Origin of the sequence: Streptomyces sp. IBSNAI002 (assembly GCF_052244475.1) — a bacterium.
Lineage (GTDB): Bacteria > Actinomycetota > Actinomycetes > Streptomycetales > Streptomycetaceae > Streptomyces.
The window spans coordinates 3,749,063-3,769,487 of sequence record NZ_JBQPXG010000002.1 but is presented as its reverse complement, the minus strand read 5'-3'; the positions used below and the strand labels follow the sequence as shown (position 1 = coordinate 3,769,487).

Sequence of the window (20,425 nt, the reverse complement as noted above, 5' to 3'; positions counted from 1 at the left end):
CCCCGTCCCGTACGGCCGACACCCCGGCCCCGTACCGCCTGATCACCAGGCGGTACGGGGCCGGGTCGCGTTGCGGCGGACGGGCCGCCGTGCGCCTACCGGGTGGCGGGGGAGTACGTACGGCGCAGGAAGCGGCGCAGGGCGGCGATGTCGAACTGGACGACGGCGACGCCCTCGGGGGAGTGGAACTCCACCACCGCCTGCACGCGGCCGCAGGGCCAGACGCGCACGTCGCCGGTTCCGGTCGGGGCCTGGAGGCCCGCCTCCAGGAGCGCGCGCGGGAAGACCCACTCGTTGTCGGTGCCCTCGGGGGACAGGTCCGCGGGGAAGACGATGCGCACGGCGAGCGGCTCGGCCGCGGCGAAGCGCAGGGCCACCGGAACCTTCCGGTAGAGCGGGTCGTCGCTGATCACACGCGCGGTGACGCGCTCCTCGACGGCGGTGGCCGTCGCGGTCACGGTCGCCGTGGCGGTCGCGGTCGCAGTGGCGCTCGCGGGGGGATTCTCGGCGGTGGCTGACACGACAAGACTCCTCTTTTCGGAACATATGCGTCCGTTTGTCCTCCAGCCTCGCACATTCCCACGATTCCGCACGGGTCTATTTGTGATGCGGACGCTCTTGCCAACAGTTTGCAACTGAGCACTATTCTTGAACGGTTGCAGACTGTGTGAGAAGCGGAGCTACTCCATGCATGTGCCCGACGGATTCATCAACGCACCCGTCTCGGTGGCCGCCGGAGTGGCGGCCGTCGCCGCCGTCGCCGTCAGCCTCCGCGGCGCCCGCCGCGAGCTCGACGAGCGGACCGCGCCGCTGGCCGGCCTTGTCGCCGCCTTCATCTTCGCCGTGCAGATGCTGAACTTCCCCGTCGCCGCCGGCACCAGCGGGCACCTGCTGGGCGGTGCGCTCGCCGCGATACTCGTCGGCCCCTACACGGGCGTGCTCTGCGTGTCCGTCGTCCTGCTCATGCAGGGCATCCTCTTCGCCGACGGCGGCCTGACCGCGCTCGGCGTCAACATCACCGTCATGGGCGTCGTCACCGTCCTCCTTTCCTACGGGGTCTTCCGCGGGCTGCTCAAGGTGCTGCCCGGCACCCGCGCCTCGGTGACCGCCGCCGCCTTCACCGGAGCCCTGTTCTCGGTGCCCGGCGCCGCCGCGGCCTTCACCGCGCTCTACGCCGTCGGAGGGACCACCGACGTCCCGCTCGGCAAGGTGTTCACCGCGATGGTCGGCGTGCACGTGCTCATCGGCATCGGCGAGGCCGCCATCACCGCGGCCACCGTGGGCGCCGTGATCGCCGTACGGCCCGACCTGGTGCACGGGGCGCGCGGACTGGCCGCCCCGCTGAAGCTGCGCGTCGGCGGAGAGCTGGTCGACGCCCCGGCCGCCGCCCCCGCCCCGGCCGCGGCCCGCTCCACCAAGAAGGTGTGGGCGACCGGCCTGGTCACCGCCCTGGTCCTCGCCGGGTTCGTCTCCTTCTACGCCTCCGCCAGCCCCGACGGCCTGGAGAAGGTCGCCGCCGACCAGGGCATCGACGCCACGGTCGAGGAACACGCGGCCGCCGGCTCCCCGCTCGCCGACTACTCCGTCAAGGACGTCACCGACGCCCGCCTGTCCGGCGGCCTCGCGGGCGCCCTCGGCGTCGGGGCGACCGTCGCCGTCGGCACCGGCGTCTTCTGGGCGGTCCGCCGCCGCCGTACGGACGAGCAGCCGGTCTCGGCCCCGGTCTCGGCGGGCTGACATGGGTGCGGGCCACGCCCACAGGCTCTACCGCCCCGGGCACTCCCCGGTGCACGCGCTGCCGCCGCACTGCAAGCTCGCGGCGACCTTCGCGTTCGTGGTGGTCGTGGTCTCCACCCCGCGGGAGGCGATGTGGGCCTTCGGGGCCTACGCCGTCCTGCTCGCGGCCGTCGCGGCGGTCGCGCGGGTACCGGCCGGCTTCCTGCTGCGGCGGCTGCTGATCGAGATCCCGTTCGTGGCCTTCGCGGTGCTGATGCCCTTCGTGGCCGAGGGCGAGCGGGTCGACGTACTCGGCCTCTCGCTCAGCGTCTCCGGACTCTGGGGCGCCTGGAACGTGCTCGCCAAGGGCACCCTCGGCGTGGCCGCGTCCGTACTCCTCGCCTCGACGACCGAGCTGCGGGCGCTGCTGCTGGGCCTCCAGCGGCTGAAGCTGCCGCCGCTGATGGTCCAGATCGCCTCGTTCATGATCCGGTACGGGGACGTGATCGGCGGCGAGCTGCGGCGGATGTCCATCGCACGGCGCTCGCGCGGGTTCGAGGCGCGCGGGATCCGGCACTGGGGCGTGCTGGCCAAGACGGCCGGCGCGCTGTTCATCCGCTCCTACGAGCGCGGCGAGCGGGTCTACCTGGCGATGGTCAGCCGGGGCTACGCCGGCTCGATGCCGCTGATCGACGAGGCGGTGGCCACCCGCACGCAGTGGGCGTACGCGGCCGTGCTCCCGGTGACGGCCCTCGCCGTCTGTCTGATGGGATGGAACCTGTGACTGCTCCCGGCCCCGGTCCGGCCCCCGCATCCGGCGCGTCCCCCGCGCCCGCCGCTTCGCTCGAGGTGACCGGCCTCGCCTACGCCTACCCCGACGGGCACCAGGCCCTCTTCGGGGTCGACCTGACCGTCGCGCACGGCGAGCGGGTGGCCCTCCTCGGGCCGAACGGGGCCGGCAAGACCACCCTCGTGCTGCACCTCAACGGCATCCTGGCCGGCGGGGTCGGCTCCGTGCGCGTGGCCGGGATGCCGGTGGAGAAGCGCAACCTCGCCGAGGTCCGGCGCCGCGTCGGCATCGTCTTCCAGGACCCCGACGACCAGCTCTTCATGCCGACCGTCCGGGAGGACGTGGCCTTCGGCCCGGCCGCGGCCGGGATGCGCGGCGCCGAGCTGGAGGAACGGGTCCGGGACGCGCTGGAGCAAGTCGGGATGGCGGGCTTCGCCGACCGGCCGCCGCACCACCTGTCCTTCGGGCAGCGCCGCCGGGTCGCGGTGGCGACCGTACTGGCGATGCGGCCCGAGATCCTCGTCCTCGACGAGCCCTCCTCCAACCTGGACCCCGCCTCGCGGCGCGAGCTCGCGGACATCCTGCGCTCGCTCGACGTGACGGTGCTGATGGTCACCCACGATCTGCCGTACGCGCTGGAGCTGTGCCCGCGCGCGGTCATCCTCAGCGAGGGCGTGATCGCCGCCGACGGCCGCACCCAGGACCTGCTGTGCGACGAGGCGCTCATGCGGGCCCACCGGCTGGAGCTGCCCTTCGGCTTCGACCCGCGTTCCGTATCGGTGGCATAAGCACCGGTCCCGGTTTGTTGCACTGCCTGTGGACATCCAGGGTGTGGTGACGGAGGGCTTCGAGCCCGTCAGGGACGCGTTCGTGCGCAATTTCGAGGTGCTCGGGGACCGGGGCGCGGCGGTCGCCGTGTACCGGGACGGCCGCAAGGTCGTGGACCTGTGGGGCGGCACCAAGGACGCGACCGGCACCGAGCCGCGGGCCCCGTGGACGGCCGACACCGCGCAGATCGTCCGCTCCGCGACCAAGGGGGTGGCCGCCGCGGTGCCGCTGCTGCTGCACCAGCGCGGGCTGCTGGACCTGGACGCGCCGGTGGGCTCGTACTGGCCGGAGTTCAAGGCGGGTGGCAAGGAACGGATCCTGGTCCGCGACCTGCTCGCCCACCGCGCGGGGCTCGCGGCGCTGGACCGCGGGCTGACCGCGGCCGAGGCGGCGGACGGGGTCTCCGGGCCGCGGGCGGTCGCCGCGCAGCGGCCGTTCTGGGAGCCGGGCACCGGGCACGGCTACCACGCGCAGACCTACAGCTGGCTGCTGTCCGAGCTGGTGCTGCGGGCGACCGGGCGCACGGTGGGCGGCATCCTCGCCGAGGAGATCGCCGAGCCGCTGGGCCTGGAGTTCTGGATAGGCCTGCCGGAGACGGAGACCGGGCGGGTGGGGCGGGTGGCGCCGGTCGAGCCGCCCGCGAGCGCGGGCATGCTCAAGACCCGGCCCAGGAGAAACGTTTCCGAGGCCTACGCCGACCCGGAGTCACTGACGCGCCGCGCCTTCGCGGCCATCGACCCGCTGCCGGACGAGAACGACCCGGCGTACCGGGCCGCCGAGCTGCCGGCCTCGAACGGCATCGGCACGGCGCGCGCCCTGGCCCGCTTCTACGCGGCCACCGTCGGCGTGGTGGAGGACGGCGCGCGGATCTTCACCCCGGCCACCACCGCCCTCGCCGGCAAGGAGCTCTCGGCGGGCCCGGACCGCGTCCTGGTGGTCAACACCCGCTTCGGCCCCGGTTACATGCTGCACGGCCCGGCCTCGCCCCTGCTCTCGCCGTCCTCCTTCGGGCATCCGGGCCGCGGCGGTTCGCTGGCCTTCGCGGACCCGGAGGCGGGCATCGGCTTCGGCTACGTCACCAACGCCCACGCCAAGTCGGTCACGGCGGACCCGCGCGCCCAGGCCCTCGTACGGGCCCTGCGCACGGCCCTGGCCGCCTGACGCCGGGGGTCAGCCCGCGGCTTCCCGTACGTCGGTGACGGTGGCCCCGGCGAGTTCGACGAGCTGCTGCGGCGCCATGGGGAACACGGTGTTCGGTGTTCCGGCGGCGGCCCAGACCACGTCGTGGCCGAGCAGCCGCCGGTCGGCGAGCACCCGGGTGCGGGTGCGGTGCCCGAAGGGCGGGACCCCGCCGATGGCGTAGCCGGTGGTTTCGCGCACCAGGGCGGCGTCCGCCCGGGTGACCTTCCCGGCGCCGAGCTCCCGGCGCACCGCCTCCACGTCGACCCGCGAGGCCCCGTCCATCAGGACCAGCACCGGGACCCCGTCCGCGGCGAAGATCAGCGACTTGACGATCTGGCTCAGCTCACAGCCGACCGCGGCGGCCGCGTCCACCGCGGTACGGGTCCCTTCGGGAAACGCCCGGACGGTGAGCTCGAGCCCCAGCCCGGCCAGGGCCTCGGCGAACAAGGGGTGCGTGGAGGTCGTCATACGCGGACGCTAGCGCCGCCGACACCGCCGACGCGAGGCGGTTTCCGCGCCCGGCCGGGTTTTCAGTCCAACGGGAGGCCCTGGTGGGCGGCCACGATCGCGTCGATCCGGTGCGCCAGGTCGAAGTCGGCCCGGGTCAGCCGGCGTCCGGCGTCGTGCGTGGTGATGGAGGCGCGCAGGTGGTCGATTGCGGAGGTCGAGGTCCGCGTGGTGCTGGACCCGGCGGGACCGGTCCGCGATGGTCACGATCGCGGCCACCGCCGCGTGGTAGCGGATCTCGTAGGTCACGCCTCGCCAGAAGGCGGCGGCCGGCAGGTCGCCGGCGTCCTGGTACAGCCAGCCGACGAGGGCGGCGTAGGCCGCTCCGACCCGCAGGAGACCAGGCCGCACCTCACCCCGCGCGGAGCGGACGAGCTTGTCGATCAGTTGGTACTGCGCGGCCGTGATCGACGAGAACGTGTCGGACTGCCCCGCCCAGGAGCACTGGGCGGAGCTCGCGTACATCCGGGGCGCGTCCGGCCGGGAGTTCTCCACGGCCGTCGCCAACCTGGAGCCCGTCGCCTCGTGAGCGGTTCCGGCAGCCGCGCCCCGCCCCCCGGTCAGCCCGCGTTCAGGACCGTGGCGACGATCGGGCCCGCCGAGTCGCCGCCGTGGCCGCCCGCTTCGACCACGGCGGCTGCGGCCAGGTCGCCGCTGAAGGCCGTGAACCAGCTGTCGGGGCTGCCCGCGCCGTCGACCTCCGCGGAGCCCGTCTTCGCGCCCTTGTCCGAGCCGCCGACCGAGGCCATTGCCTCGCGGCCGGTGCCGCTGGTCGCCGTCAGCTTCATCATCGAGACCAGCTGCTGCTGCACCGAGGGCTTCATGCGCCGCTGCGCCGTCGCGATCGTGCGGCCGTCGAGCTCCGGGGAGACCAGCAGCGGCTGGCGGAACACGCCCGTGCGGGCGGTCGCCGTGATGGACGCGACGTTCAGCGGGTTCATGGTGATCTGACCCTGCCCGATGTACTCGGCGGCCGCCGCCGCGCCCGTCGCCGGCGGGACCTTGCCGTCGGTGGACTTGATGCCCGTCTTCCAGTCCAGCCCGATGCCGAAGACCTCGGTGGCCTCCTTCGGCAGCGCCGAGTCGTCGCCGACCGGCTTGATCTGCTTGATGAAGGCGGTGTTGCAGGACCGGGCGAAGGAGGTCGCGAAGTTCGTGCCGGCCGGCAGCTCGAAGTTCTTCAGGTTGTGGAACGTACGGCCGCCCCAGGACACCTCCTTCGCGCACTCCGCGGGCTTGTCGGCCGACACCAGGCCGCGGTCCAGCAGCATGGCCCCCGTCACGATCTTCATCGTGGAGCCGGGCGCCCGGTTGCCCGCCATCGCCGCGTTGTAGTTGTCCTTGCGGTGGTTGGCGACGGCCAGGATGTGCCCGTTGCTCGGCTTGACCGCGACCACCGAGGCCTCGGGGAACTTGGCGACCGCCTGCTCGGCCGCCGCCTGGACCTTCGCGTCCAGGTACGTCTTCAGGACGGTCGGCTCCCCCTCGACGAGGGTCAGCAGGGTCCTCTTCGGCGCGTTCTGGTCCGCCGGCTCGATCCAGACCTCGGCGCCCGCCTTGCCGCCCACCTTGGACCCGTACGTCTCGCGCAGCTCGGCCAGGACCTGCCGCAGCGAGGGGTACTTGTCCGCGGTCAGCTCCTCGCCGTTCCGGTCGACGGCCTTGACGGGCGGGCTCGCCGGGGTGCCCGCGCGCAGGCTCTCGTCCTTCTGGAGCTGCGGGTGGATCACCGAGGGCTGCCAGTCGACCAGTGGCTTTCCACTGGTCAGGCCGCGCACCACGGTCAGCTGGGAGTCGTACGCGAGGGGCTTGGTCGTGCCCTCGTACGTGATTTCCGCCTCGACCTTGAACGGCACGGTGGTGCCGTTCGGCGTGCCCGGGGTGATCACGGCCTTGGACACGTACGCCTTGGACCGGTAGTCGCCCACGGCGGTCTGCGCGGCCTGCGCGTTGTTGGTCAGATCGGCGGCCGCCCGCTCGTCACCGGCGGCCCACGCGGCCAGGAAGGCCTTCGCGGTCGCCGCGGTGTCCTTCTCGGAGACCGGGCCGCTGCCCTTCTCCGACTGGATGCCGGTACCGCTCTTCGCGCTGTCCTTGCCGTCGCCGCCCGCGTCCCCGACCAGGGCGTACACCCCGTAGCCCGCGCCGCCGACCAACGCGAGGAACACCCCGCCGACGACGGCGCCCTTCGCTGCCCCGTTCACTCTTCTGTTCCTCCCCCGGAACCAACATTCTCTGAACATGTTCAAAGAACCTGCGGGGTGAACCCTACGCTGCGTCGCCGTTCGCCTTCGCTCTTGTTACCGGACCGGAACATCCATGGCCGAAAACGAGCGGAGGAACGGGACGGCCCGGCATACGTCGCCCGATGGACTTCGTTCACACGGTGGAGGACTGGGCAGAGACCCGTCGGCTGCATCGGGCCGAGGGGATGGCGATCCGGGGCGATCGCCCGCATCTGGGGATTTCGGGGAACACGGTCAATCGGGCTCTGGCCGCGGATCGGGTTCCGTAGTACGAGCGGGCGGCGAAGGGCCCGGCGGTCGACGCGGTCGAGGCCGAGATCAGGGAGCTTCGGCGTCAGACACCCACGATGCCCGCGACGGTGCTCGCGGAGCGGATCGGCTGGGACCGGGGAATGACCCTTCTCGAGGACCGGGTGCGTGAGCTGCGGCCGACGTGTGTTCCGGTCGATCCGGTCTATCGGCCGGGCGAGCTGGCCCAGCGCGATCTGTGGTTCCCGCCGGTGGACGTCCCGCTCGGTGGCCCGTCCGGTCGGATGCCGGTGATGGTCTCGGGCCATTCGCGAATGATCACCGCCCGGATGCTGCCCTCGAAGGGGACCTGGTCGAGGGGTGCCGGCGGATGCCGACCGGGTGGGGTGTGGTCCCGAAGATGCCGGTCTGGGACAACGGGGCCGGAATCGGCCGAGGCGTCCGGACCGGCGAGTTCGCCGCGTTCGCGGGCCTGCTGGCGACGAAGATCTACTTGTGCCGGCCCGTGGTCCGGAAGCGATAGGCTCGTCGAGCGGGCGAACGGCCGTCTGGAGACCGCGTTCCTGCCCGGCCGCCACTTCAGCGGCCCCGACGACTTCAACACCCAGCTCGAAGCCTGGCAGGGCGTCGCCAACCTGCGCATCCACCGGACCCTGGACACTCGTCCGATGGGTCGGTGGGAAGTCGACCGGGCCCAGATGCCGGCTCTCCGGCCGTCGACCCGCCGGCCTGGTGGAGATTCCAGACCCGGCTGGGTCGCGACCACTACGTCAGCGTCGACACCTGCGACTACTCCGTCGACCCGGCCGCGATCGGCCGCCACGCCTACCAGTGAAGATTCGGTACCGTGAAAGCATAATATTCCTGAGTGTATTTACCCCATCGCTGCACCGCGTCCCTGAGTTGCACAAGCATATCGTATCGGTAATGCGTATTCTCGGTGTCTCCAATGAGAATCTGCTGCCACGCCTCGTCGCCGTAGAACTCTCGACAGAATTGCTCAATTGGATAGTCCCACTCTGCTGGCCACCCGCCCATCCAGTTCACGGCTTCCTCGTAAATGGTGTACAGGGAGGCTACGAAGTGTGTCTTCTCGCCGGTGGTGATCCTGGGATCAACGATCGCAAGGTAGTCCCCGTTGATTTTCTGCTTCATTGCCGCGGTCCAGTTGTAGGACTCCCAGCCGGTGGGGACTATCGGATTCCATTGTTCCATTTTCTTTCCTTTCGGTCGATCGAAGCTCGAATGAGTATCGGGGTCTTTGTCATCTTTTGAGATTTCAGTGATGACTGGATTAGGGCATTCCCGGTGAGGGGGTTCTGTAGATTGTGTTCGCTGCAGCCGCAGACGGACACTCCCTCCGGGGCAGGCATTAGGGCATTGCGGTGTGCGGCCCTGGTCGCGAAGAAGGTCAAGCCGACCGGGCCCGGCCAGGCAGGGCGCCTCTTCGGACACGCCAAGGTCCGCGGCCTCCACTTCCAGATCGTCACCGTCAAGACCACCACCTGCGCACCGGTCACCGTCGCGACAGGACTCCGCGCGGAATCCGCCCACTTCTCCCACAAGGTCGTGGACGTCTGGCGCAAGGCCGGAGCCCGGTTCTCCCCGGCCGTCGAGGTCACCAAGACGATCCGCGCGGCGATCGAGACGATCGACGGCGACGCCTGGATGCCGATCAAGTACACCGACGCGATCTGGGACGAGGACGAGGGACACTGGTCGCCGACGCCGAGACAGCAGAGGTTCACTTCACGGCGTTCACCAGCAAGAAGAAGGCGTTCCGCGCCACCGCCCGGCTGCTGATCGTGCGCCGCGTGAAGCGGCTGAACCCGAAAACCGGGCCCGAGGGGCAGAACGCGCTGTCCGCCGTCTGGCGCCACCATGCGGTCTTCACCGACAGCACCTTCATCCCCACCGACGCCGAACCGATGCACCGCGTTCACGCCTCGGTGGAACAGGTCTTCGCCGATCTGGAGGACTCTGCCCTGGCCCGTCTGCCCTCGGGCACGTTCACCGCGAACCCCGCCTGACTCACCCCGGCGGCAGCCGCCTGCAACCTCCCCCGCGCTGCCGGCCGCCTCGCCTCCGTCTTCCATGCCAAGGCGCGGACCGGCACGATCCGCCGTCACCTCATCGACATCCCGGCCCGCATCGCACGCCCGGCACGACGGATCGTGCTGCACCTGCCCCAACAGTGGCGTCGGGCCACTGACTTCACCGACTGTGGATCGCCACCGGGCAGCGGATGCAGACCTGACAACCTGACCCCGCCACCCGCCACCCGCCACCCGCCACCCGCCACCCGCCACCCGCCACCCGCCCACGACCCGGAGTGGCAACGCCCGTCGGCGTCGGGGCCCGCGTTTCGGCTGCTAGACCCAGGTGTCCAGCCACATGCGGGCGCGCCACGAGTCCATCGGGAGGGTCTGGCCCGTGTAGATGGGCCAGAAGTAGATGAAGTTCCAGACGATGAGCAGGACCAGGACGCCCGCCCCGATCGCGCCCAGCGTCCGGCGCCGTTCCGTCGAGCCCGCCGGGCCCAGCAAGGCTCCGATCATCATCGCCACCGCCAGGCACAGGTACGGGACGAAGACCACCGCGTAGAAGAAGAAGATGGTCCGCTCCTGGTAGTTGAACCAGGGCAGCAGGCCCGCGCCCAGCGCGCACGCGATCGCGCCCGCCCGCCAGTCGCGGCGGAAGAACCAGCGCCACAGCACGTACAGCAGCGCGAAGCAGCCCGCCCACCACAGCAGCGGGGTGCCCAGAGCCAGCACCTCGCGGGCGCACTTGCCGGCCTCCGTCGCCGGGCAGCCGTCGGTGCCGGGCTCCGGGGACTCGTAGAAGTAGGAGACGGGCCGGCCCAGGACCAGCCAGCTCCACGGGTTCGACTCGTACGTGTGCCCCGAGGTCAGCCCGACGTGGAAGTCGTACACCTCGGTCTCGTAGTGCCACAGGCTGCGCAGCCACTCCGGCAGGAACGACAGTGCGCTGCCCTGGTCGTTCTTGGCGGCCCAGTCGCGCAGGTAGCCGCCCTTGCCGTTGTCCGGGCTGAAGATCCAGCCCGACCACGAGGCCACGTACGTCACCACCGCGACCGGGACCGTCGAGACGAACGCGGGCAGCGCGTCGCGGCGCAGCATCGCCGCGTACGGGGCGCCCGCGCCCGCCGTGCGCCGCGCCGCGGCGTCCCACAGGACGGTGAGGAGGCCGAAGAAGGCCAGGACGACGAAGCCGTTCCACTTCGTGCCGGCGGCGAGTCCCAGGCAGACGCCCGCCAGGATCCGGTACGGGCGCCAGCCCAGCCCCAGCGTCTCGGCGATCTTCACATCGGGCCGGGTCCGGCCCTCCTCGTCCACCGGGAGGGCGTCCGCGAGCCGGGCCCGCGCCCTGTCCCGGTCGATGAGCAGCGCCCCGAACGCGGCGAGCACGAAGAACATCAGCACCAGGTCGAGCAGTGCGGTGCGGCTCATCACCAGGTGCAGGCCGTCCACCGCGAGCAGCGCACCGGCCAGGCAGCCCAGGAAGGTCGACCGGAACAGCCGCCGCCCGATCCGGCACAGCATCAGCACGGACAGGGTGCCGAGCACGGCGGTCATGAACCGCCAGCCGAAGGGGGTGAAGCCGAACATCCACTCGCCGAGCCCGATGACCCACTTGCCGACCGGCGGGTGCACCACGTAGCCCGGGTCCAGCGGGAGGGGGACCGAGCCGGGGTCGGCGAGGATCGACTTGTCGATGTCCTTGGGCCAGCTCGCCTCGTAGCCCTGCTTGATCGTGGCCCAGGCGTCCTTGGCGTAGTACGTCTCGTCGAATATCACCGCCTTCGGGCTGCCCAGGTGCACGAACCGCAGCACTCCGGCGACCAGCGCGATCAGCACCGGCCCCGCCCACGACACGATCCGCTGCCAGGTGCCCCACACCTGCTGCGGGAGCCCGAAGGTCATCCACAGCTGGGGGGACGGCTGGGCGTACGGGGGCACCAGGCGGGTGCGCACGTCGCCGCGCGCCGCGCCCGGGCCGCCGCTCGGCACGTAGCCGAAGGCGCGCAGGCGGCGCAGCCAGGCGGGCTGCTCTTCTTCGCGCCCCGCCGGCGGGGCGGGCGGGGCCCCCGCGGGGCTGGGCGGCGGCGTCGCGGTCTTGGTCACCGGGTCATCGTAGGGAACGGATCTGTGGGAACCCCAGCACCGGGGGCGTACGGGCGCGGGGCCCGGCGGGGCTGAGAGGATGGCCGGGTGACCACAGACCAGCCCCGCGGTACCGAGTCCAGCTCCCAGCCGACCTCAGCGCCGGGAGTCCTCGTACTCGCCGGCACCCCCATCGGCGACCTCACGGACGCCCCGCCGCGGCTCGCGGCCGAGCTGGAGCGGGCCGACGTGATCGCCGCCGAGGACACCCGGCGGCTGCGCCGGCTGACCCAGGGCCTCGGCGTGCACACCACCGGGCGCGTCCTGTCGTACTTCGAGGGCAACGAGTCCGCACGCACCCCGGAGCTGGTCGAGGCCCTGACCGGCGGGGCGCGCGTCCTGCTGGTGACGGACGCCGGGATGCCCTCGGTGTCCGACCCCGGCTACCGGCTGGTGGCCGCCGCAGTCGAGAAGGACATCAGGGTCACGGCCGTGCCCGGGCCGTCCGCGGTGCTCACCGCGCTGGCCATGTCCGGACTGCCGGTGGACCGGTTCTGCTTCGAGGGGTTCCTGCCGCGCAAGGCGGGCGAGCGCCTCGGGCGGCTGCGCGAGGTGGAGGGCGAGCGGCGCACGCTCGTCTACTTCGAGGCCCCGCACCGCCTCGACGACACCCTGGACGCCATGGCGGAGGTCTTCGGCGCCGAGCGCCGCGCCGCCGTGTGCCGCGAGCTGACCAAGACGTACGAGGAAGTCAGGCGCGGCGGGCTCGGCGAGCTGGCGGCCTGGGCCGCCGAGGGGGTCCGCGGCGAGATCACCATCGTGGTGGAGGGCGCCCCGCCGGCTGCCCCCGGCGATGTGGACGACGAGGAGCTGGTGCGCAGGGTACGGGTGCGCGAGGAGGCGGGGGAGCGGCGCAAGGAGGCCATCGCGGCGGTCGCCGCCGAGGCCGGGGTACCCAAGCGCGAGGTGTTCGACGCGGTGGTCGCGGCAAAGAACGCGGCACAAAAGGTGCCGTAAATCGGTAAAGGGCTAACCTGAAAGGCAAAGCTCAGACCGCGCACCGGGCGCTTTGGGCATGAGTCGCCCAAAGACCGTCCAACACTAGACAGGGCCTGATGCGCTCCCGCCCGAAGAGGCGTCCACTGGCAGTAGCACAGTGGAACAAGAGGAGCTGGCATGAGTGAGATCGCTGAGACCCCGGTACCTGTGACAGCGCCCGGCACCGCTTCCGCCGGCCCTCCCGTACAGACGGTGCACGAGGCGTACTCCTTCGCGTGCATGAAGTGCGGGTACGGCTGGGAGCAGGCCTACGAGATAGAGCACCACGTGGACGGCAAGGGCGAGCCGTTCATCGTGTACACGGCCGAGGGTGAGCGGGTGCCCTCCCCGCTGTCCAACCCGACCTGCCACAACTGCGGCGGCCACGTGGTGCGGATCATGCGCGCGGGACAGGTCTCCTCGGTGCTCGGCATGCTGGACCAGCTCTACCACCACCGCGTCGCCCCCGGGATCGCCGGGCCCGTCCCGGCGGGCGCGGACGTCCCGCGGACCCGCAAGCCGCACAAGGTGCACAAGGCGCCCAAGGCGTCCCCCGCGCACGACGCCCCCGGGCCGGTCGCGATCGACGAGTCCGAGAAGCACCCGGGCCTCCTCTCCCGTCTGCTGGGGATCTTCCGCCGGTCATAAGATCGGCCCCATGAGCACTTCGTCGGCCCCGGCCTCCAGAGCCTCCAAGGACGCACCGCCACCGCTGCCCGAACCCCTCCGGGTGGCGGTGGCGGACTCGCACACCCACCTGGACATGCAGTCCGGCACCGTCGAGGAGGGCCTCGCGAAGGCCGCCTCGGTGGGTGTGACCACGGTCGTCCAGGTCGGCTGCGACGTGAAGGGCTCCCGCTGGGCCGCCGAGACGGCCGCCGCGTACGAGAACGTCCACGCGGCGGTGGCCCTGCACCCGAACGAGGCCCCCCGGATCGTGCTCGGGGATCCTGACGGGTGGTCGCGTCAGGGCGCGCGGGCGGGCGGCGGCGAGGCCGCGCTCGACGAGGCGCTGGCCGAGATCGAGGCCCTCGCCGCGCTGGACCACGTCAAGGCGGTCGGCGAGACCGGGCTCGACCACTTCCGCACCGGGCCGGAGGGAATGGCCGCGCAGGAGCGTTCCTTCCGCGCCCACATCGAGATCGCCAAACGCCGGGGCAAGGCCCTGGTGATCCACGACCGCGACGCCCACGCGGACGTGCTGCGCGTGCTGCGGGAGGAGGGCGCACCGGAGCGCACCGTCTTCCACTGCTACTCCGGGGACGCCGACATGGCGCGGGAGTGCGCGGCCGCCGGGTACTACATGTCCTTCGCCGGCACGGTCACGTTCAAGAACGCGGCCCCGCTGCGCGAGGCGCTGGCCGTGGCCCCGCTGGAGCTGGTGCTCGTCGAGACCGACGCCCCGTACCTGACCCCGGCGCCGTACCGCGGACGGCCCAACGCCCCGTACCTCATTCCGCTGACCGTACGGGCGATGGCGGCGGTCCGCGGCATCGACGAGGACGCGATGGCCACCGCGCTGGCCGCCAACACGGCGCGCGCCTTCGCCTACTGACAGTGAGGATGTTCGTGAGCGTCTCCCGGCAGGGTCTGACCCACCCACTGACTGACCTCGGGTCCTCAACGGGATCTGTCGACTCCGCCCGGGAGACGCTCGTGTGCAGCCACCGGACCGGCCTGCGTGACTTCATAAGAGCCTGGCCAGAGGCCCCATCACTGTCTCGTCCGCCCGCTCGGCCGGTGGCTGCCGCCCTGACCGCTCGAGTGGAGAGGACGGCGATGTCCACCATCGCACAGCAGGACCGCGAGATCACCGGCGGCGTCGACACCCACAAGGACACCCACACCGCGGCGGCCATCGACTCGGCGGGGCGCCCGCTGGGGGCCGAGCAGTTCGAAGCCACCGCGGCCGGCTACCGCAAGCTCCTGGCCTGGCTCCGCTCGTTCGGCACCCTGGTGCTGGTCGGCGTGGAGGGCACCGGCGCCTACGGGGCCGGCCTCGCCCGCTACCTGCACGAGCAGGGCATGAGCGTGGTCGAGATCGACCGCCCGGACCGCAAGGCCCGCCGCTGGCAGGGCAAGTCCGACCCGGTAGATGCCGAGGCGGCGGCCCGCGCGGCCCTGGCCCGACGCCGCACCGGCATACCCAAGCAGCGCGACGGCCAGGTGGAGGCCCTGCGGAGCCTGCGCGTCGCCCGCCGCAGCGCGGTCCGCCAACGAGCCGATGTTCAACGGCAGATGAAGACCCTGGTCATCAGCGCGCCGGAGGAACTACGCGCCGCCCTGCGTGAGCTGGGTGACAAGCAACTGATCACCACGTGCGCGGCCTCCCGGCCCGACGCGGCCCGTGCCGGAGAGCCAGCCGTCGCGGCCAGGCTCGCCTTGCGCACCCTGGCCCGCCGCCACCAGCGACTCACCGAGGAAGTCGGCGAGCTCGACGAGCTCATCCACCCGCTGACCGCGGATATCGCCCCGGCGCTGCTGGCTCTGAACGGCGTGGGCTCCGACGTCGCCGGGCAGCTGCTGGTCACCGTCGGTCAGAACCCCGAACGCCTTCGCTCGGAAGCCGCCTTTGCCATGCTCTGCGGCGCCGCCCCGCTGCCGGCATCCTCCGGGCGCACGCAGCGCCACCGCCTCAACCGGGGCGGCGACCGAGCGGCCAACTCGGCCCTCTACCGCATCGTCCTCTGCCGCCTGCGCTGGGACGAACGCACCAAGAGGTACATGGAACGCCGGACGAAGGAGGGCCTGTCGAAGAAGGAGATCATCCGCTGCCTCAAGCGGTACATCGCCCGCGAGATCTACCAGATCCTGACCGCCCCCACGCCGACGACCATCACCGCAGAACAGCTCACAACCGCCGCTTGACATCCATAAGAGCATCCACCCCCGCCGGACGACACGCTGCGCGACCGTCCGGCTTTGGTGCGTGACGACTCCTCCGCTAAGGTGCCGTGCCCGAACCAGCGGGTGCCGGAACACCAGTGGAGCGAGCGTCGTGAGCGATACGCAGGGCAGTCACCGCCGTGGCGGTCCCGTCCCTGGGGCGTACGGGGATCCCGGCGCCCCGGACCCGGGCGCGGACCCGGAGGTCCCCGGCCCGCGCAGGGCCGGGCGGCGGCGGGCACGCCAGGGCGGACAGCCGTCCGGGTGGGCCGACCCCGAGGCGCCGACGGTGCCCGCCGTCGCCGCCACGCTGCCGATGACGCCCGTGCCCGGAACGGCGGGCGGATCCGGCGGGGCCCTCGGGGCCGGTTCGGGCCGCCGCAGGGCCCCCGCCCCTGCCTCCGCCTCCGCCCCGGTCGCCCTGCTGCCGCCCCCCGAGGCCCCGCCGCGGTCCGGGTCCGGGTCCGGGCCCGCGCCCGGCCCCGGTACCGGCAGACGCCGCCGCACCGCCCCCGCCGAGCCCCCGCCGGGCAACTGGCGGCGGATGGTGCCCCAGGCCCTGGTCGTGGCCTTCCTCGCGGGCGGCACCACCGCCTTCGTCGCCGCCGACAAGGAGGTACGGCTCACCGTCGACGGCGTCCCGCGCACCCTGCACACCTTCGCCGACGACGTCGACGAACTGCTGGCCTCCGAAGGCCTCGACGTCGGACCCCACGACCTCGTGGCCCCCGCCCCCGGCGAACCCCTCGACGACGGCGAACAGGTCGTCGTCCGCTACGGCCGGCCCCTGCGCCTGACCCTCGACGGCCGGCAGCGCCAGGTGTGGACCACCGCCCGCACCGTCGAAGGGGCGCTGCGCCAGTTCGGCATCCGCGCCGAGGGCGCCTACCTCTCCGCACCCCGCACCGCGCCCGTCCCGCGGGCCGGACTCGCCCTCAGCGTCCGCACCGAACGCAGCGTCACCTTCATGGCCGACGCCCGCGAACGCACCATCCGCACCAACGCCGCCACCGTCCGGGAAGCCCTGGACCAGGCCGGCATCACCCTGGGCGGCCAGGACACCACCTCCGTGCCGCCCGACTCCTTCCCGCGCGACGGCCAGACCATCACCGTGCTGCGCATCACCGGCACCCGGGAGGTCCGCGAGGAGCGCATCCCGTTCGAGACGGAGCGGGTCGAGGACGGCACCCTCTTCGCCGGCACCGAGGTCGTCGAACGGGCCGGCCGGCCCGGGGCCCGCCGGGTCACCTACAGCCTGCGCACCGTCAACGGCGTCCGCCAGAAGCCCCGCCGCATCGCCGACGAGACCGTCCGCGAGCCCGTCACCCAGCTCGTCAAGGTCGGCACGAAGCCGCTGCCGACCTCCGTCTCCGGCGCCGACGGCCTCCACTGGGCGGCCCTCGCCCAGTGCGAATCGGGCGGCCGCCCCTCGGCCACCGACCCCTCGGGGACGTACGGCGGCCTCTACCAGTTCGACGTACGGACCTGGCAGGGCCTGGGCGGCAGCGGCCGCCCGCAGGACGCCCCGGCCTCGGAGCAGACGTACCGGGCGAAGAAGCTCTACGTGCAGCGGGGGGCGAGTCCGTGGCCGCACTGCGGCCGTAGGCTTAGCGGGTGAGCACCGCAGAGCAGCAGCCCAACGAGACCCCTTCCGACGCCCTCCTCGGGCCGGCCGACATCAGGGAGCTGGCCGCCGCACTCGGTGTGCGCCCGACCAAGCAGAAGGGCCAGAACTTCGTCATCGACGCCAACACGGTGCGCCGGATCGTGCGCACCGCCGAGGTGCGGCCGGACGACGTGGTCGTCGAGGTCGGCCCCGGACTGGGCTCGCTGACGCTCGCTCTGCTGGAGGCCGCCGACCGGGTCACGGCCGTCGAGATCGACGACATCCTGGCGGCGGCGCTGCCCGCCACCATCGAGGCCCGGATGCCCGGGCGCAAGGACCGCTTCGCGCTGGTCCACTCCGACGCGATGCTGGTGACCGAGCTGCCCGGCCCCGCTCCGACCGCGCTCGTCGCGAACCTGCCGTACAACGTGGCCGTTCCCGTCCTGCTGACCATGCTCGACCGGTTCCCGACCATCGAGCGGACCCTGGTGATGGTCCAGGCGGAGGTCGCCGACCGGCTCGCCGCCGAACCCGGCAACAAGGTCTACGGGGTGCCCTCCGTCAAGGCCAACTGGTACGCGCACGTCAAGCGCGCCGGGTCCATCGGCCGCAAGGTCTTCTGGCCGGCGCCGAACGTCGACTCCGGGCTGGTCTCGCTGGTGCGGCGGACGGAGCCGGTCAAGACGACCGCCTCGAAGGCGGAGGTCTTCGCGGTCGTGGACGCGGCCTTCGCGCAGCGCCGCAAGACGCTGCGCGCGGCGCTGGCCGGCTGGGCGGGGTCGGCGGCCGGAGCCGAGGCGGCGCTGGTCGCCGCCGGGGTCTCGCCGCAGGCGCGCGGGGAGTCGCTGACGGTGGAGGAGTTCGCCGCGATCGCCGAGCACAAGCCCGAGGCGCAGAGGCCCGCGCTGTGAGCGTGACCGTACGAGTCCCCGCGAAGGTCAACGTCCGGCTGGCGGTGGGCGCGGCCCGCCCCGACGGCTTCCACGACCTCGCGAACGTCTTCCTCGCCGTCTCGCTGTTCGACGAGGTCACCGCGACCCCGGCCGACGAGCTGACCGTGACCTGCGCGGGCCCGGACGCCGGCCAGGTGCCCCTGGACCGCACGAACCTCGCGGCGCGTGCCGCCGAGATCCTGGCGGCGCGGGCCGGCATCGCCCCCGACGTCCACCTGCACATCGAGAAGAACATCCCGGTGGCGGGCGGCATGGCCGGCGGCAGTGCGGACGGGGCGGCGGCCCTGCTGGCCTGCGACACCCTGTGGGGCCTGGGCACCGCGCGCGACGAACTCCTCGACATCTGCGCGGAGCTGGGCAGCGACGTGCCGTTCAGCCTGGTCGGCGGGGCGGCGCTCGGCACCGGCCGGGGTGAGCTGCTGACCCCGGTCGCGGCGGGTGCGTTCCACTGGGTGTTCGCGGTGGCCGACGGCGGGCTGTCGACGCCGGCGGTGTTCCGTGAGTTCGACCGCCTCACGGCCGGTACGGAGATCCCGGAGCCCGAGGCCCCGCCGGCGCTGCTGGCGGCCCTGGCCTCGGGGGACCCGGACGCACTGGCCCCCGTCTTGGCCAACGACCTTCAGCGGGCGGCCCTGTCGCTGCGGCCCGCGCTGGCGCGGACCCTGGCGGCCGGCGCCGAGGCCGGCGCGCTGGCCTCGCTGGTCTCGGGCTCCGGCCCGACGACGGCCTTCCTCGTCCGGGACGAGGAGGCCGCCGCGAACGTGGCGGCCGCGCTCGAAGCCTCGGGCACCTGCCGCACCACCCGCGTGGCGTCGTCCCCGTCCCCAGGTGCCACGGTCCTGCGCCGTAGCTGACAGACCCGGGGCTGACGGGCCGGGTCGGACGTACTCAGGCGGGAGTTGAGTACCCGGCCCCTGTCGGCGGAACCGGCCGGCGGCGAGCCTGAGGGGCATGACAGCCAGCGCACGCGATATGGCCACGGCCACCCCCGCCTCACGGGACCGGTACGTCGACCTGCTGAGGGTGGGGTCGCTCGGGACCGTCGTGCTCGGGCACTGGCTGACGGCCGCCGTCGGCGGCGACGGCATAGGGAACCTCCTCGCGCTCGTGCCCGGGCTCCAGACGCTCACCTGGGTGCTCCAGGTCATGCCCGTGTTCTTCTTCGTCGGCGGGTTCTCGCACGCCCTGTCCTACCGCTCCCTCGCCCGCCGGAGCGACCGGCCCGTGTACGCCGCCTTCCTGCGGGCCCGGCTCCGGCGGCTGCTGCGGCCCACGCTCGTCTTCGTCCTCGTCTGGGCCGCCGCCGCGCTCGCCGTGCAGCTCGCCGGGCTGGGCGGCGGCGGGCTCGGCGGGGCGGCGCTGCGGCTGGTCACGCAGCCGCTCTGGTTCATCGGGATCTACCTCGCGATGGTCGCCTTCACCCCGCCGCTGCTCAGGCTGCACGAGCGGTGGGGATGGGCCGCCTTCGCCGGGCTCGCAGCATCGGCCGCCGCCGTCGACGTGCTGCGCTTCGCGTTCGGGGTGCCGTACGCGGAGTTCCTCAACTTCGCCTTAGTCTGGCTCGCCGTCCACCAGCTCGGCTTCCTGCGCGCCGACGGCCGCATCCGCCGGCCCGCCGCCCTGGCCGCCGCCGGCCTCGCCGGGGCGGTGCTGCTCGTCGCGTACGGCCCGTACCCCCTGTCCATGGTCGGGATGCCGGGCGAGAAGGTGTCCAACATGGCCCCGCCGACCCTCGCACTGCTCGCGCACGGCCTGTGGCTCGTCGGCGCCGTGCAGCTGCTCGCCCGCCCGGCCGGCGCCTGGCTCGACCGCCCCCGCGTCTGGCGGGGCGTGGTCGCCGCGAACGGGGTCGCGATGACCGCCTTCCTCTGGCACCTCACCGCCATGCTCGGCGTGTACGGGGCCCAGCTGGCCCTCGGCATCGCCCTGCCCGCGCCCGCGAGCGCCGCCTGGTGGGCGCAGGTCCCCGTACGGATCGTGCTCGCCGCCGCGCTGGCCGGCGCACTCGTCGCCCTCTTCCGCCGCTTCGAGGCCCCCGCGGCCGTGACGGCGCCGGACCCCGGCAGCGGTCCGCGGGCGGCGCTCGGCATCACCCTGTGCCTGCTGGGCGTCCTCGGCCTGTCGATGACCGGCCTCGGAGGGCTGCTCGAGGGGCACAGCGCCACCCTGATCGCCCTGCCGGTCACCGCTCCGGCCGCGATCGGCATGGCCCTGGGCGGCTGGCTGCTCGTGGAACGGTCCGGCCCGGCCCGGAGGGTTAGGCTGAGGGGCTGATCCACACCCTTTCCCTGGAGCGCGTC

22 protein-coding genes and 1 pseudogene are annotated in these 20,425 nt (G+C 72.8%); 17 read left to right on the top strand and 6 right to left on the bottom strand.

Annotated elements, in window-relative coordinates; translation table 11 throughout:
* Window positions 1-95 precede the first annotated feature (95 nt).
* Window positions 96-521, bottom strand: a complete 426-nt coding sequence (locus tag ACTVZO_RS18270; RefSeq protein WP_385062997.1) for an SsgA family sporulation/cell division regulator — start codon at window positions 519-521, stop codon at window positions 96-98.
* Between the two features lie 166 nt (window positions 522-687).
* Here ACTVZO_RS18270 and ACTVZO_RS18265 point away from each other — a divergent pair, with 166 nt between their 5' ends.
* Genes ACTVZO_RS18265 through ACTVZO_RS18250 form a run of 4 tightly spaced genes read left to right on the top strand, consistent with a single transcriptional unit; the run spans window position 688 to window position 4,495 of the window.
* On the top strand, window positions 688-1,737 hold the full coding sequence (locus tag ACTVZO_RS18265) for an energy-coupling factor ABC transporter permease (RefSeq protein ID WP_443299398.1): 1,050 nt from the start codon (window positions 688-690) through the stop codon (window positions 1,735-1,737).
* 1 nt (window position 1,738) lies between these two features.
* The gene (gene cbiQ, locus ACTVZO_RS18260) at window positions 1,739-2,500 is read left to right on the top strand and encodes a cobalt ECF transporter T component CbiQ (RefSeq protein WP_443299397.1); all 762 of its coding nucleotides are present in this window, start codon (window positions 1,739-1,741) and stop codon (window positions 2,498-2,500) included.
* Window positions 2,488-3,294 (top strand): energy-coupling factor ABC transporter ATP-binding protein, encoded by an 807-nt coding sequence (locus tag ACTVZO_RS18255; protein WP_443299396.1) that lies wholly within the window; start codon window positions 2,488-2,490, stop codon window positions 3,292-3,294. Before cbiQ ends, ACTVZO_RS18255 begins: the two co-directional genes overlap by 13 nt.
* A 22-nt stretch (window positions 3,295-3,316) precedes the next feature.
* Window positions 3,317-4,495 (top strand): serine hydrolase domain-containing protein, encoded by a 1,179-nt coding sequence (locus tag ACTVZO_RS18250; protein WP_443303210.1) that lies wholly within the window; start codon window positions 3,317-3,319, stop codon window positions 4,493-4,495.
* A 9-nt stretch (window positions 4,496-4,504) separates the two neighbouring features.
* Here ACTVZO_RS18250 and ACTVZO_RS18245 read toward each other — a convergent pair whose 3' ends face one another.
* Window positions 4,505-4,984 carry a YbaK/EbsC family protein gene (locus tag ACTVZO_RS18245; RefSeq protein ID WP_443299395.1) on the bottom strand — a complete coding sequence of 160 codons (480 nt, stop codon included), beginning with the start codon at window positions 4,982-4,984 and terminating at the stop codon, window positions 4,505-4,507.
* 273 nt (window positions 4,985-5,257) lie between these two features.
* A pseudogene (locus ACTVZO_RS18240) lies at window positions 5,258-5,425 on the bottom strand (Twin-arginine translocation pathway signal); the annotation flags it as partial.
* Here ACTVZO_RS18240 and ACTVZO_RS18235 point away from each other — a divergent pair.
* Window positions 5,400-5,552: a hypothetical protein gene (locus ACTVZO_RS18235; protein WP_443303432.1), complete on the top strand. Its 153-nt coding sequence runs from the start codon at window positions 5,400-5,402 to the stop codon at window positions 5,550-5,552. The pseudogene ACTVZO_RS18240 and the gene ACTVZO_RS18235 overlap by 26 nt on opposite strands.
* Window positions 5,553-5,583: 31 nt before the next feature.
* Here the strand turns inward: ACTVZO_RS18235 and ACTVZO_RS18230 are convergent, their stop codons facing one another.
* Entirely contained in the window at window positions 5,584-7,227 is a 1,644-nt protein-coding gene (locus ACTVZO_RS18230; protein ID WP_443299394.1) for a penicillin-binding transpeptidase domain-containing protein, read from the bottom strand.
* A gap of 661 nt (window positions 7,228-7,888) precedes the next feature.
* Here ACTVZO_RS18230 and ACTVZO_RS18225 point away from each other — a divergent pair.
* The gene (locus ACTVZO_RS18225; protein WP_443299393.1) at window positions 7,889-8,041 is read left to right on the top strand and encodes a hypothetical protein; all 153 of its coding nucleotides are present in this window, start codon (window positions 7,889-7,891) and stop codon (window positions 8,039-8,041) included.
* Between the two features lie 153 nt (window positions 8,042-8,194).
* On the top strand, window positions 8,195-8,353 hold the full coding sequence (locus ACTVZO_RS18220) for a Mu transposase domain-containing protein (RefSeq protein WP_443299392.1): 159 nt from the start codon (window positions 8,195-8,197) through the stop codon (window positions 8,351-8,353).
* Here ACTVZO_RS18220 and ACTVZO_RS18215 read toward each other — a convergent pair.
* On the bottom strand, window positions 8,344-8,733 hold the full coding sequence (locus tag ACTVZO_RS18215) for a hypothetical protein (RefSeq protein WP_443299391.1): 390 nt from the start codon (window positions 8,731-8,733) through the stop codon (window positions 8,344-8,346). The genes ACTVZO_RS18220 and ACTVZO_RS18215 overlap by 10 nt on opposite strands.
* 165 nt (window positions 8,734-8,898) lie before the next feature.
* On the opposite strand from ACTVZO_RS18215, the gene ACTVZO_RS18210 reads away from it, so the two are divergent.
* Window positions 8,899-9,321 carry a hypothetical protein gene (locus tag ACTVZO_RS18210; protein ID WP_443299390.1) on the top strand — a complete coding sequence of 141 codons (423 nt, stop codon included), beginning with the start codon at window positions 8,899-8,901 and terminating at the stop codon, window positions 9,319-9,321.
* Between the two features lie 11 nt (window positions 9,322-9,332).
* Window positions 9,333-9,548 carry a hypothetical protein gene (locus tag ACTVZO_RS18205; RefSeq protein ID WP_443299389.1) on the top strand — a complete coding sequence of 72 codons (216 nt, stop codon included), beginning with the start codon at window positions 9,333-9,335 and terminating at the stop codon, window positions 9,546-9,548.
* 342 nt (window positions 9,549-9,890) lie between these two features.
* Here ACTVZO_RS18205 and ACTVZO_RS18200 read toward each other — a convergent pair whose 3' ends face one another.
* Window positions 9,891-11,663, bottom strand: a complete 1,773-nt coding sequence (locus tag ACTVZO_RS18200) for a dolichyl-phosphate-mannose--protein mannosyltransferase (RefSeq protein WP_443299388.1) — start codon at window positions 11,661-11,663, stop codon at window positions 9,891-9,893.
* A gap of 87 nt (window positions 11,664-11,750) precedes the next feature.
* On the opposite strand from ACTVZO_RS18200, the gene rsmI reads away from it, so the two are divergent.
* From rsmI to ACTVZO_RS18160, 8 genes are all read left to right on the top strand, one after another.
* Entirely contained in the window at window positions 11,751-12,659 is a 909-nt protein-coding gene (gene rsmI, locus ACTVZO_RS18195; RefSeq protein WP_443299387.1) for a 16S rRNA (cytidine(1402)-2'-O)-methyltransferase, read from the top strand.
* Window positions 12,660-12,818: 159 nt separating this feature from the next.
* On the top strand, window positions 12,819-13,328 hold the full coding sequence (locus ACTVZO_RS18190; protein WP_443299386.1) for a hypothetical protein: 510 nt from the start codon (window positions 12,819-12,821) through the stop codon (window positions 13,326-13,328).
* 10 nt (window positions 13,329-13,338) lie between these two features.
* A complete protein-coding gene (locus ACTVZO_RS18185; protein ID WP_443299385.1) occupies window positions 13,339-14,235 on the top strand; it encodes a TatD family hydrolase in 897 nt (298 codons plus the stop codon).
* 224 nt (window positions 14,236-14,459) lie between these two features.
* Entirely contained in the window at window positions 14,460-15,548 is a 1,089-nt protein-coding gene (locus tag ACTVZO_RS18180) for an IS110 family transposase (protein WP_443297374.1), read from the top strand.
* Window positions 15,549-15,882: 334 nt separating this feature from the next.
* Complete coding sequence (locus ACTVZO_RS18175; protein WP_443303209.1) at window positions 15,883-17,184, top strand: ubiquitin-like domain-containing protein; 1,302 nt, start codon at window positions 15,883-15,885, stop codon at window positions 17,182-17,184.
* Window positions 17,181-18,083 carry a 16S rRNA (adenine(1518)-N(6)/adenine(1519)-N(6))-dimethyltransferase RsmA gene (rsmA, locus tag ACTVZO_RS18170; RefSeq protein ID WP_443299384.1) on the top strand — a complete coding sequence of 301 codons (903 nt, stop codon included), beginning with the start codon at window positions 17,181-17,183 and terminating at the stop codon, window positions 18,081-18,083. Before ACTVZO_RS18175 ends, rsmA begins: the two co-directional genes overlap by 4 nt.
* Complete coding sequence (locus tag ACTVZO_RS18165; RefSeq protein ID WP_443299383.1) at window positions 18,080-18,979, top strand: 4-(cytidine 5'-diphospho)-2-C-methyl-D-erythritol kinase; 900 nt, start codon at window positions 18,080-18,082, stop codon at window positions 18,977-18,979. Before rsmA ends, ACTVZO_RS18165 begins: the two co-directional genes overlap by 4 nt.
* A gap of 97 nt (window positions 18,980-19,076) precedes the next feature.
* Window positions 19,077-20,399, top strand: coding sequence for an acyltransferase family protein (locus ACTVZO_RS18160; protein ID WP_443299382.1), 1,323 nt, complete (start codon window positions 19,077-19,079; stop codon window positions 20,397-20,399).
* The last annotated feature ends 26 nt before the right edge of the window (window positions 20,400-20,425 follow it).